A 10,620-nucleotide genomic window follows, 5' to 3' on the forward strand; every position below is an offset into this window, starting at 1 on the left:
ACACCTCCGGGGCGTGTCAGGAAAACCCGCGTGCGCCAAACACACGGACTCAAAAGGAATCACTTACAGATCCCTTCCTGACACCTCCGGAGGCGTTTGTGAAGGACCAACCCGATCTATATCAGCGGTGCAGGTCGCGGCCGCAGTCGCCGGTAACTACGGCGACGGAGCATGGTATGTGGACCTGGCTCCAATCACCGACCCCGACCTGGTGCCGATCACCGTGGCACGGGCGCTGGGGCTGCCGGATCAGCCGGGACCTTCCCCGGAGAACAGCCTGCTGCAGTTCGTCGGCGCCCAGCACATGCTGGTGGTGCTGGACAACTGCGAGCACTTGCTGGATGCCAGCGCGGCGCTGACCACAGCGCTGTTGGGTGCCTGTCCCCGATTGTCGGTTATGGCGACCAGTCGCGAGCCAACCGGGGTGGCCGGCGAGGTGACCTGGCGGGTGCCGTCCCTATCGCTGGGCGGCAACGCCGCCCGGCTGTTCAGCGACCGTGCTAACCACGCCCGGCCCGGCTTCAGCATCACCGATGACAATGCGGCCGCGGTAGACGAGATCTGCCGTCGGCTCGATGGCATGCCACTGGCGATCGAGTTGGCGGCGGCACGGGTACGCGCATTGTCACCGAAGGAGATTCTGGCCGGCCTGCAAGACCGATTCCGTTTGCTGACTGGTGGGTCGCGGACTGCAGTGCGCCGCCAGCAGACGTTGCAGGCCTCCGTGGATTGGTCTCACGCATTGACCGAACCAGAGCGAATCTTGTTCCGCCGGCTGGCGGTGTTCCTGGGCGGATTCGACCTGGACGGCTGCCAACGGGTGGCCTGCGACAAGGACTTAGCGCGGCATCAGGTGCTCGATGTACTAGCCCTGCTCGTCGACAAGTCGCTGGTGATCGCCGAAACGGCCCGCGGCCCAACGCGATACCGGTTGCTGGAGACGATCCGCCAGTATGCGCAGGAAAAGCTGGGCGAATCCACTGAGGCCGTGGCTGTCCGGGACCGGCACCGTGACCACTACACCGCGATGGCCGCGGCGCTGACGGTCCGGCTACCACCAGCTTGGAGCTGCTGCTCGATCAGGCGGAGGCCGAAATAGACAATCTGCGAGCCGCATTCGCGTGGAGAAGGAGAACTCCGACACCGACAATGCATTGCAGCTCGCCACGTCCCTGCAGCCGCTGTGGATGACGCGGGGCGGCCTCAAGGAGGGATCGGACTGGCTCGACCTCGGTCTGGCCGACGCTGAGACCGCGGGCGCCGATGTGACGCCCCGGGCGATGGCGCGGGCGTTGGCCGACAAGGCATTCCTGGATAACATGCGCGACGCGGGAAGCCTTCCGCGAGCTCAGCGTGCACTGGCCATCGCCCGCGAGCTCGATGATCCCGCACTGCTGGTGCGGACTCTCACCGCCTGCGTGCATGCGCAGGCGAGCGGATCGCCGCTTCCGCATCGAATCCCGCTAACCATGGCCACCATCAGTGTGATGCGCGTCACAACTATGGCTAGATGTGGTAGCCACCACACCGCGTGTGGAGAGCAAGACATTTAGCACCGCGTATCCTCTGTGCATGGGTCGGGACCCACTGTCAATTAGTGCTGCTCAGCCCGCCGTGGCCGACGTAAATGACTACGTTCTTGCCGATGGCAAGATCGTCTTGCCTGAGGGCGTGACGCTCACCTCGTTTTTCGCTCAGAACCGGGCAGCATTCGGTGACTGTCCGTCGTATCGGTTCATCGACTACGCGAAAGACCAGGATGGGCGCATCGTTGAGCTCGGCTGGAATGGGCTGTGGTCGCAGGTCCGGGCGATCGGTGCACGCCTCCAGCAGGTCACCAAGCCGGGCGATCGGGTGGCAATCGTGGCGCCACAGGGTGTCGAGTATGTAGCGGCCTTCTTCGGCGCCGTCCATGCGGGCAGAATTGCGATCCCGTTGTTTGCTCCAAGTCTGTCCGGCCATGCCGAAAGGCTGTCGGCGGTGCTGGCCGATGCCCGGCCTGCCGTGTTGTTGACCACGAGCGCGGCGGCCGAGTCGGTGCGGGAGTTTGTGCGGACACTTCCGGTGGCCGGGCGGCCGCGGCTGATCGCGGTCGACGCGATCCCGATGACGCTCGCTTCGATGTTTACCGACGCGACAGTCCGCACCGACGATGTCGCCTATCTGCAGTACACGTCAGGCTCAACGCGCACACCGGCCGGTGTGGAAATCACCCATCGCGCTGTCTGCACCAACGTGCTGCAGATGATCCTGGCTGACGGGTTGGACCGGGGAATCCGCTGCGTGAGCTGGCTGCCGCTGTATCACGACATGGGATTGCTCATGGTCATGTTCCCGGCGCTGTGCGGTGGATACCTCACGCTGCTGGATCCCATGGCATTCGTGCGCCGGCCCTACCGATGGATCAAACAGCTGAGTGCGGAAGCGACCGGCGGCCGGACGTTTTCGCCCGCGCCGAACTTCGCCTACGAGTTGACGGCCGAGCGGGGGCTACCCCCGCAGGGCGACACCATTGACCTCAGCAACGTTGTCGGCCTGCTCAACGGCTCCGAGCCGGTGACGATGTCGGCCATCGAGAAGTTCACAAACGCGTTCGCTCCATATGGTCTGCCCGCGACGGCAATCAAGCCGTCCTACGGGATGGCGGAAGCGACGCTAGGGGTAGCCACCACCGCCCCGGATGCAGCGGCCAGGACTGTATTCCTCGACCGCGTTCAGGTGGCCGCCGCCCGCGCGGTGGTCGTCGGGCCGGGAACCCCGGGTGCGGTCGCTTATGTCTCCTGCGGCCAGCCGCTCCCTAACCTGTGGGCAGTGATCGCCAACTCGGGCAGTGCCGAGGTACCTGACGGTACCGTCGGGGAAATTTGGTTGCACGGCAACAACATCGGCCGCGGATACTTCGGACGCGAGGACGAAACAGAACGTACGTTTGGCAACAAGCTGCAGTCTCGGCTCGAGTACGCCAGCCACGCCGAGGGCGCCCCGGACAACGGCTGCTGGCTGGCTACCGGCGATCTCGGAGTCTATATCGACGGCGAGCTGTACCTGACGGGCCGGATCAAAGACCTCGTCATCATCGACGGTCGTAACCACTACCCGCACGACATCGAGACCACCGTCAGTCAGGCGTCGCCCGCCATCCGGGCCGGCTATGTGGCCGCGTTTTCGGTTCCGGCCGGCACCCTCGACACACCGGACGGCAACTCCGCCGAGCAGCTTGTTGTCGTCGCCGAACGCGCCGCGGGCGTCGGGCGCGCGGACCCGGGCCCGATCACGGCGGCCGTGCGGGCAGCAGTCTCGCGCGAGCATCAGGTCCGGGTCGCCGACGTCCGGCTCGTCGCCGCCGGCACCATTCCCCGCACCACCAGCGGCAAACTCGCCCGCAATGCTTGCCGGGCGGACTACCTCGCCGGGTGGTTCAGCCGATAACCGATAGCCTTATGAACCCCGGATCGTCGGCAATGTTCGTCAAGATTCAAGTGACAACTGCACACGGTGGCCGCGAAGAAGTATCCGTCAACCGGGTGGTGGTTCGTTCGACGTTCGAACGACCCGACGAATCACGAGGTGATCTGCAAGTCGCGTGACACGCCGATTCACAAGTTTTGACTATTCCGGTTGGAAATTAGGCGAATCGCTATGGGCGTCGTGGCTCTCCGTAAGTTGGTGGCGTGCCGGCAGATCGTCGGAGCACAGCCGCCAGCAGATATCGCAATACTCTTGGCGCAGCTCCTCACGCCGATCCCACAGCCTGCGGGCGATGTTCACGCCGGTGCTCATCCGCTTGAAGTTGATCCACGCGGTCACGCGCGCAGGCGGAAACATGGCATCGAAGTACGGTCCCCACCCTGTCGCCATTCCCGGTCGCCACGAGTCCTTCAATTTCCCTTGCCTGAAAGGGAAATCGGGGCCGACTCGCGGTGGCGTCTGCCGGGCCGGTGATGTGAGATCACCGGGTGGGGTCGTGCCGGAGCCATAGCCAGCTTTCTCCAACGCTTGGGTGCGCGCCGACAGGCAGACGCCGCTACGCGCCGACCTTGAAGCTGATCATGCCCAGCTGGGCATTCGCTTGACCGCGAACAGATCGCCGTGTTCGAGGCGCCTAGCCAATATCTTGTGGGCTTTGGCTAGCTCCGCTGCGAGTACTACTCGTTGGTCTGCACCGTCTCCCGCCAGGCAGTTCGGCTCGGTGTCCTACCGCATCTTCAGATCCGACACACCTCGCCTGAAACTGTTGGGCAGGTGTATGTGCCCGCCCTCAACTGGGCACTGTTCGCCGCCGTGCTGACATTGATGTTCGGGTTCGGTTCCTCCACCAAGCTGGCCACCGCCTACGGCGTCGCGGTCACCGGCACGTTCCTGATCACCACCACGCTGTTCCTCGTGCTCGCGCGGACCCTGTGGAACTGGGCGGCCTGGAAACTTCTGCTCGCGGCGGTGGTGTTCGGCACCGCCGAGATCACCTACTTCGCCGCGAACCTGACCAAGATCGTGCACGGTGGCTGGCTGCCACTGCTCATCGCAGCGACCGTATTCATGATCATGATGACCTGGCAGCGTGGCCGCGAGATCATGATGCGCCGCACCGAGATGGAAGGCACACTGGGTGAGTTCGTCGACTCGCTGCCCGCACAGCACGTCACGCAGGTAGCCGGCACCGCTATCTATCCGCACCTGGCCGAGAGCACGGCGCCGCTCGCCCTGCGTCTGAATGTCGAACACAACCATGTGCTCCACAAACACGTCATCGTCGTCTCCGCCCGCACCGCCGACGTTCCCCACATTCCCTGGGCGGAGCGCATCACTGTCGAGCATCTCGGAGATCCGCGCGAGGCATCGTGCACGTTGCGGTGGACTTCGGTTTCCAAGATCGCACCGACATCCCCGAAGCACTCCGGCGCGCCGGCATCGAAGACCTTGACAGTGATGCCGACATTGATAACGCGTCCTACTTCCTATCGCGAATATCGATGCGCCGCACCCGCGAACGGGGCATGAGTAGGGCGCGCAAGCGGCTCTTCATCACCCTTGTTCACAACGCCACCAGCCAGACCGAATACCTCTGCCTGCCCGAGGAACGCACCATCACCGTGAGCAGCCAAATTAACCGCACCCAACGACAACCTCAGAACATCGCCGCACCTAGCGACCGGCCAAGGATCCTCTCGCGGGCTCCCGCCTAGAGTTGGGGTATGGCCACCTTCGTCTTCAGGCTCCAGGCGCCTCGCCCAAACTTCGCGCTCGACATGACCGAAGAGGAGCGGGAGATCATGACCCGTCACGCCGCTTACTGGCAGCCGTTGATTCACTCCGGGCAGATGGTGATCTTCGGCCCCGTACTCGATGGAACTGGCTCCTGGACCTTCGCGCCGCAACATTCCGCGACAGCAGCGGCTTTGTCGACCTGTCCGGGGCAGATTTCACCCGCGCGAACCTCTCGCCCAGGCCATCTTACGGAGGGCGAACCCGTACCAGGCCAGCCTGCGCGACGGGTAGCGCTCGAGGCCAGCTGTCCGGTGCTACCTCGCCGGCGCCGACCTCACCAGTGCGGACCTGTCCAACGCCGACTTGTCCGGCCCCCACCTCACGGAGACAGACCTCGGCGGCACCTGCCTGGTGGCGCGAAGCTGTTGGGGCGAACCTACCGTCGTTCGCCTGATCTGTTCTGATGACCAAAACCCGGTTGGCCAACCGCGACGAGAGTAAGACCGTGACGACAAACCCCGACGAGGCAGAGGCTCCAGACCGGATCGCGGTCCTTTTCATCCACGGTGTGGAGATCCGCGATCCACATTATGCCCAGAACGCGACGAAAATGCTGCGAACCGAGCGCTGGTAGTGGCGCAGATGCTGGGCGGCGATCGCCAGCTCGCGGGCGACCTTGCTGCGGCGTTTGCGCTCGGCCTCGGTGACCTTCACGGCGTCACCGGCTTGGCCGCGAGTGCTCGCTCACGTGCTTCCTTCAGCTTCTCGATGAAATGGTCGATGGTGTATTCCACGGCGGGACGCGAGGAGGAATACCGGCACGAACACAATCCCCCGCGCTCTCCTTGATCAGGAGGGCTGTAATGATGGGCCTCGGCCACCGCACGGATCTCGTCTTCGGTGAAGGTGAAGACGGGTGGGTTTGCGCCCCACCCCCAGTCAGGCCGGTCGGTCATCGCTCACCTCTTCCTGTTGCCACCACGGCGAGGTGGGGTCGTGCCAGTCGCTCAGCGCCTCGCACGGTGGAGCGGTCGTCTCCTTGCCGCAGCTCGGGCAGCGGCCACCCTGGGCGGCGCTGTGCGTCCACGTGCTGTCGCGGAAGCAGTTCCAGGCGATGCCGCCGTCCCCGAGCATCGAGCAGGCCAGCGCATCTTCGGCGAACTCGAACTCGCGCAACCGATCGTCAAGCCCGCGAATACGCGCGACGAAGCGGCTCCCCGAATGATGCGCGACCAGGTCGCAGACGGGAGCGGGCCAGCCTTCCCGGCGAAGGTAAACGGCCCCGTCGAGCGGGTGAAACCCGCTGTCTCGCAACTGGGACCCGTAACCGATGTCATGCAGCCAGGCCGAGGCGACCAGGGTGTCTGCCGCCGATAGCGGCACCGTGACAGCGAGTGCTTGCGCGCGGGCGGCGACCCCTCCGCAGTGGTGCAGCCGCTGCGGATTGTCCTCCAGTACGAGCCCGACGAGGTCGCGGGCCGCGTGAGTTAATTGCTCCGACAACGGGCGCTCCATAGTTGCTCGATCAAGCTCTTAGTTCGATCTCTCGCACGTGTCAAGAGCCGAATCCGATCACAATGTCCCCAATGTCATCGTCCCAATCCGGCCAGGGGTCGTCGGCGGCGGCCACCGGCGCGACGGCGATCGATGCGGCGGCCCCCGTAGCAATAAACAACGGCGCGAAGTATCTCGGCTTGAGTGACATAAACAGTCCTCCAAAACGGCCGGGCGTTTCGGGCCTCCCGCTAAGGATCCTCCTAAAGTCACGGCCACAACGGATTGCGCCAAATCGGTTGGCTTACTCCAGTGAGCGAAGGCGGTGGTGAAGGTGGTGAAGACGTCGAGCCGCCGCCAATGCAAGATTCCCCGTCCCAGAGTGCGGGCGGGGCGGTAACGCCCGGCGATGCTCTGGATACCATTTCTCGCTCCCCGTACCCAGCAATGGGCCTCCCAGGCTGGCCCCCATGACGACACCGACGACTGACGACGAGGACGAGGCCAGTTCGGCCGCCGACGGCCGAACCCCGAACACCGTCCGTGTGCCTGTCCGCACCGAGGGCCTCTTCGGCGCCGGGGTCTACGCCAAGGTGGCTGGTCAGTGGGACACCTGGGTGTGGCACGACGTCCGCCTCGGGCCTGACCCGGCTGGAGACCGCTGGCTACGTCGCTTCCTCGGGAGCGCTACGACCCCTGAACTGGGAAGACGTGGAGCTGGCGTTGGCCTCCAGCAAAGCCGTCGAGCACCTGTCTCTGCCCGAGGCCACGGGCGACCAGGCGGCTGTTCGGTGTGCCGGTGGTGCCCCGTCGGCCAGGCCGCCGGTGTGGGTCACGTACTGGCGGCCGATGCGATCCTCGTCGACACCGACACCCTGGGCGTCGCGGTGCAGTGGAGCGAGACGTCCAACGCCGACGACTTCGCCAAGAACCTGATTCATGCCCGCTGTGAGGGAACGGTTCGGGGACCAGCGTGCTGTCCCTTCTGGGCCTGGTGAGCTGCGATTCGACGGCCTAACAGGTGAGCTTCGATACACCGAGGAAACCTCCACGCCGGAAGGGAGCCGTGCGCCAGCGCACGATCTCGTCGAGGAAAACCGTCCGCCCAGCCGAGGAAGACCGTGCGCCAGCGGACGAACCGGCCACCATGGAGGCACCATGCTGCGGCCGTGCTGTGAGCAGGAGGCCCGAGACCTGATCGAGGACCTCAGGCTCATCGTCGACGACCGCACCGAGGACCTGACCCCGACAAGTGTCAAAAGCGTCGCTTTATGCCTGAGGCAAGCGCAACGGATTGCGGCCGTGACGCGGCGTGACGCGGGGTGCGCAAGCATTCCTGACCTGCACCGTCACCCCCAAATGCCCTGTGGCACAACTGTAGTGACGTGTCAACAAGGGGAAGAACTCATCCACGGCCAGCGAGCTTAGACAGCAGCTCGGCGATGGTCTGATCACGGTCGGCGGCCACGTGCTGATAGCGCAGTGCGGCCGCCGGTGTGCCATGACCCAGCCGTCCCATCAGCTCGGCCAGCGATGCTCCGGTCGCCGCGGCCAGTACCGCACCGGTGTGCCTCAGGTCGTGGAAGCGAAGATCCGGCCGACCAGCGATCGTGCGGGCGGCGTAGAAGTGGCGGTTCAGCGTGGACGGGGGCGACGTCACGACGACCGGCCTCGCTCTTGGGTCGGCCGACCATGAAGCCGCCAGCGGTGCGTACTACCGCACGCTCGACGTGGATCACACCTCGACCGGCGTCGATGTCGATGTCCACGTCGCGACGCCGTAACTCGGTTAGCTCCCCAAACCGCAGCGCACACCAGGACGCCAGCAACACCATCGCCTGGTACTGCGCGGGCATCGCGTGAGTGAGTTTCACAAGCTCCGGCACGGTCACCGGCCGGATGCTGATCGCGCGCTTGGTGTTCCCGGCTCCTCTGATGTGGCACGGGTTCGCCGACAGCAGGCCGTCACTGACAGAGGTGGCCAGGATGGTGCGGAGCAGGCCGTAGCAGTGCGCCCGCAGCGTCGGTGTCTTGGTCCCGAAACCGGCATGCCAGGAGCGCACCGACTCCGACGTGATGGACGCCAGCGCGGTAGGACCGAACGCGGGCAGCAGGTGCTGGTCGAGCAGCTTGCGGTAGTGCTCGCGGGTGCGGGACTTCAGATCCCGCTGGGCCAGCCACTGCTCGGCGTAGCCGCCGAAGGTGACCACGGCAGTCGGCACCGACTCCGGTGGTGCCCACCGCTTGCGGGTGATCTCGGCGTGTGCCAGCGACAGCCACCCCCTGGCCTCGGACTTGGTCACGAAGGTCACCGGGGCGGTGTAGCGCCGTCCGTCCGGACCGGGATAGCGGGCCCGGAACCGTCCCGAGGACAACCGCTCGATGGATCCGAAGCCTGGTCGACGCCCCAAGACGGCCCCTTTCCATCCCGTGTGGGCTATTTGTGAGCTAATCATATGCTGATCCCTGCCGCTGTCTTCCGCTTTAGGTCGGGGAGTAGGGTGGGCATCACTGCAGCTAGAGGCTATTTCTGCTGGCCCGCACCCGATCGGCAGCACGACACGGCACTAATTCAATCCCAGTATCGCGCACTACACGTAACCGCAGTTCAGAGTACGTAAATGAGGCAGTTGACCAAACTACGTGAACTCGCCGTGAACTGTGGGATTTTGGCCCCAGGCAAACCGCAGGTCAGTGGCCAGTGTGGCCAGGCTCACTCCGAACCAAGCGGCAACCGGCGGCAACGCCCGAGCCAGCTTGGGCCAGCTCGGCGGCGTCGGCCTGGGCCGCATCGACGCGGCCACCGTGCCAGACAGGCTCGAGGCTGAGACTCGTACGAGACACCAAACACGTTGCACCGCAAGCTGTGGCGATTCTCGGGGCCAGCTAACGCCGATTCACCTCGCCACCGGGAGCGCGGGGCGAGTTAGCCGGGGTCTGAAGTGCTACTGCCCCACCCATCATCTATTGGCTAAAGAACGCTTGACAGCGTCGCTGATAATGGCTGCCGGGGGCCTAACTGTACTGGACCCTTCCAGCTCAGAATGGGTTGTCCAGACGTGAAGTTGCATGGACACCACTGGGCTACACCGCCGTGGTGGGAGCAGGCACCGGTCGCGTGCTCGGCGTGAGAGTGGGTTCCATCCCGACAAATGGCCGTCACGTTGCCATCCGAGCTGTTTGGACTTGGAACGCAATTACCGCTTGAGCCCCGGTATTGGCCCGGTGGGCAGTCGTCATATGGCGGTTCGGCTATCCAACCGGGAGAGGTGACTGGCGGGACCGCGGTGGTAGTTGAAGCCACACCGACGGCGCCTGCGATTGCTGCCACCATAAACAGAAAGCGGAACATGCTGGCCCCGACGAATTACCTCACGTTTGACTTGTAGAAAAGCTTCCAGGCGCGCAGCGTACGTCGCTCAATGTTCGTGACGGGTTGAAATCGCAAAAAATCGAGAGCCGAGTTGTTGGTGTGACCTCGACCCTGGCCATCGAGTGGGATACAACCGCCTATCATTCCCCGGGCGGCCCTGCTTGGCGTTGCCTTGTGCATGCGCTCGGAGCCGAATCGTTAAGAATTGCCACCATGCGCGACCGGGCGGCCAGAGTAACGGGTCAGGCTTTGCCGCCTAGCTGCCTAAGTGGCGGGCGTAGACGACCCTTGGCTCCTGCTTAATGGGACCTTAATGGGACTTTCGGCACTAGAGCGGCGCAGCATGCACATCATAGCTTTGCTGAGGTAGCGACCACGGAGACTCATATCAGCAAAGAGCAACCAAAATGGCAACCACAACCATCCGCTCGCCCAGTAGAGGACTATCGCTATGGGCAGCTGGCCTAGACGGTATGGGGGGCTGGGGCCTCCGCTCACATGTGAACGTGGGTTGCCGACAGGGTGGTCCTGGCCGGTAGAGCCACAAG

10 protein-coding genes and 3 pseudogenes are annotated in these 10,620 nt (G+C 64.5%); 6 read left to right on the plus strand and 7 right to left on the minus strand.

The window, feature by feature from the left end; all coding sequences use genetic code 11:
- Together ACLP9N_RS07300 and ACLP9N_RS07305 are read left to right on the plus strand one after the other, a co-directional pair.
- Positions 1 to 1,418: pseudogene (locus tag ACLP9N_RS07300) on the plus strand (ATP-binding protein); the annotation flags it as partial.
- Positions 1,419 to 1,572: 154 nt separating this feature from the next.
- A complete protein-coding gene (locus ACLP9N_RS07305; RefSeq protein ID WP_442406764.1) occupies positions 1,573 to 3,429 on the plus strand; it encodes a fatty acyl-AMP ligase in 1,857 nt (618 codons plus the stop codon).
- Positions 3,430 to 3,609: 180 nt separating this feature from the next.
- On the opposite strand, the gene ACLP9N_RS07310 is transcribed toward ACLP9N_RS07305, so the two are convergent.
- Positions 3,610 to 3,825 carry a hypothetical protein gene (locus ACLP9N_RS07310; protein ID WP_442406765.1) on the minus strand — a complete coding sequence of 72 codons (216 nt, stop codon included), beginning with the start codon at positions 3,823 to 3,825 and terminating at the stop codon, positions 3,610 to 3,612.
- 327 nt (positions 3,826 to 4,152) lie between these two features.
- Between ACLP9N_RS07310 and ACLP9N_RS07315 the strand changes: the two genes are divergently transcribed.
- From ACLP9N_RS07315 to ACLP9N_RS07325, 3 genes and pseudogenes are all read left to right on the plus strand, one after another.
- Entirely contained in the window at positions 4,153 to 4,998 is an 846-nt protein-coding gene (locus ACLP9N_RS07315; protein ID WP_442406766.1) for a KUP/HAK/KT family potassium transporter, read from the plus strand.
- The gene (locus ACLP9N_RS07320) at positions 4,881 to 5,183 is read left to right on the plus strand and encodes a KUP/HAK/KT family potassium transporter (RefSeq protein ID WP_442406771.1); all 303 of its coding nucleotides are present in this window, start codon (positions 4,881 to 4,883) and stop codon (positions 5,181 to 5,183) included. Before ACLP9N_RS07315 ends, ACLP9N_RS07320 begins: the two co-directional genes overlap by 118 nt.
- Positions 5,184 to 5,529: 346 nt before the next feature.
- Positions 5,530 to 5,706: pseudogene (locus ACLP9N_RS07325) on the plus strand (pentapeptide repeat-containing protein); the annotation flags it as partial.
- An 87-nt stretch (positions 5,707 to 5,793) separates the two neighbouring features.
- Here the strand turns inward: ACLP9N_RS07325 and ACLP9N_RS07330 are convergent.
- From ACLP9N_RS07330 to ACLP9N_RS07345, 4 genes are read right to left on the minus strand one after another with little or no spacing between them, the layout of a single operon-like run.
- Complete coding sequence (locus tag ACLP9N_RS07330) at positions 5,794 to 5,919, minus strand: hypothetical protein (protein ID WP_442402388.1); 126 nt, start codon at positions 5,917 to 5,919, stop codon at positions 5,794 to 5,796.
- A complete protein-coding gene (locus tag ACLP9N_RS07335) occupies positions 5,916 to 6,161 on the minus strand; it encodes a hypothetical protein (RefSeq protein ID WP_442402389.1) in 246 nt (81 codons plus the stop codon). The genes ACLP9N_RS07330 and ACLP9N_RS07335 overlap by 4 nt, the downstream gene beginning before the upstream one ends.
- On the minus strand, positions 6,145 to 6,720 hold the full coding sequence (locus tag ACLP9N_RS07340) for an HD domain-containing protein (protein ID WP_442406767.1): 576 nt from the start codon (positions 6,718 to 6,720) through the stop codon (positions 6,145 to 6,147). Before ACLP9N_RS07340 ends, ACLP9N_RS07335 begins: the two co-directional genes overlap by 17 nt.
- Positions 6,721 to 6,760: 40 nt before the next feature.
- Complete coding sequence (locus ACLP9N_RS07345) at positions 6,761 to 6,910, minus strand: hypothetical protein (protein ID WP_442406768.1); 150 nt, start codon at positions 6,908 to 6,910, stop codon at positions 6,761 to 6,763.
- A 259-nt stretch (positions 6,911 to 7,169) separates the two neighbouring features.
- On the opposite strand from ACLP9N_RS07345, the gene ACLP9N_RS07350 reads away from it, so the two are divergent.
- Positions 7,170 to 7,697 carry a hypothetical protein gene (locus ACLP9N_RS07350; RefSeq protein ID WP_442406769.1) on the plus strand — a complete coding sequence of 176 codons (528 nt, stop codon included), beginning with the start codon at positions 7,170 to 7,172 and terminating at the stop codon, positions 7,695 to 7,697.
- 407 nt (positions 7,698 to 8,104) lie between these two features.
- On the opposite strand, the pseudogene ACLP9N_RS07355 reads toward ACLP9N_RS07350, so the two are convergent.
- Both ACLP9N_RS07355 and ACLP9N_RS07360 read right to left on the minus strand, forming a co-directional pair.
- A pseudogene (locus tag ACLP9N_RS07355) lies at positions 8,105 to 9,155 on the minus strand (tyrosine-type recombinase/integrase).
- A 515-nt stretch (positions 9,156 to 9,670) separates the two neighbouring features.
- Positions 9,671 to 10,051 (minus strand): DUF3761 domain-containing protein, encoded by a 381-nt coding sequence (locus ACLP9N_RS07360; RefSeq protein ID WP_442406770.1) that lies wholly within the window; start codon positions 10,049 to 10,051, stop codon positions 9,671 to 9,673.
- Between the last annotated feature and the right edge of the window lie 569 nt (positions 10,052 to 10,620).

The organism is Mycobacterium sp., from assembly GCF_052144515.1.
In the GTDB taxonomy this organism is placed as follows: Bacteria; Actinomycetota; Actinomycetes; order Mycobacteriales; family Mycobacteriaceae; genus Mycobacterium.

Bases quoted from the DNA above. Each gene is read 5' to 3' on its own strand.
- ACLP9N_RS07345 (WP_442406768.1), bottom strand. From the start codon at position 6,910: ATGTCACTCAAGCCGAGATACTTCGCGCCGTTGTTTATTGCTACGGGG.
- ACLP9N_RS07350 (WP_442406769.1), top strand. From the start codon at position 7,170: ATGACGACACCGACGACTGACGACGAGGACGAGGCCAGTTCGGCCGCC.
- ACLP9N_RS07335 (WP_442402389.1), bottom strand. From the start codon at position 6,161: ATGACCGACCGGCCTGACTGGGGGTGGGGCGCAAACCCACCCGTCTTC.
- ACLP9N_RS07340 (WP_442406767.1), bottom strand. From the start codon at position 6,720: ATGGAGCGCCCGTTGTCGGAGCAATTAACTCACGCGGCCCGCGACCTC.
- ACLP9N_RS07305 (WP_442406764.1), top strand. From the start codon at position 1,573: ATGGGTCGGGACCCACTGTCAATTAGTGCTGCTCAGCCCGCCGTGGCC.
- ACLP9N_RS07360 (WP_442406770.1), bottom strand. From the start codon at position 10,051: ATGTTCCGCTTTCTGTTTATGGTGGCAGCAATCGCAGGCGCCGTCGGT.
- ACLP9N_RS07310 (WP_442406765.1), bottom strand. From the start codon at position 3,825: ATGTTTCCGCCTGCGCGCGTGACCGCGTGGATCAACTTCAAGCGGATG.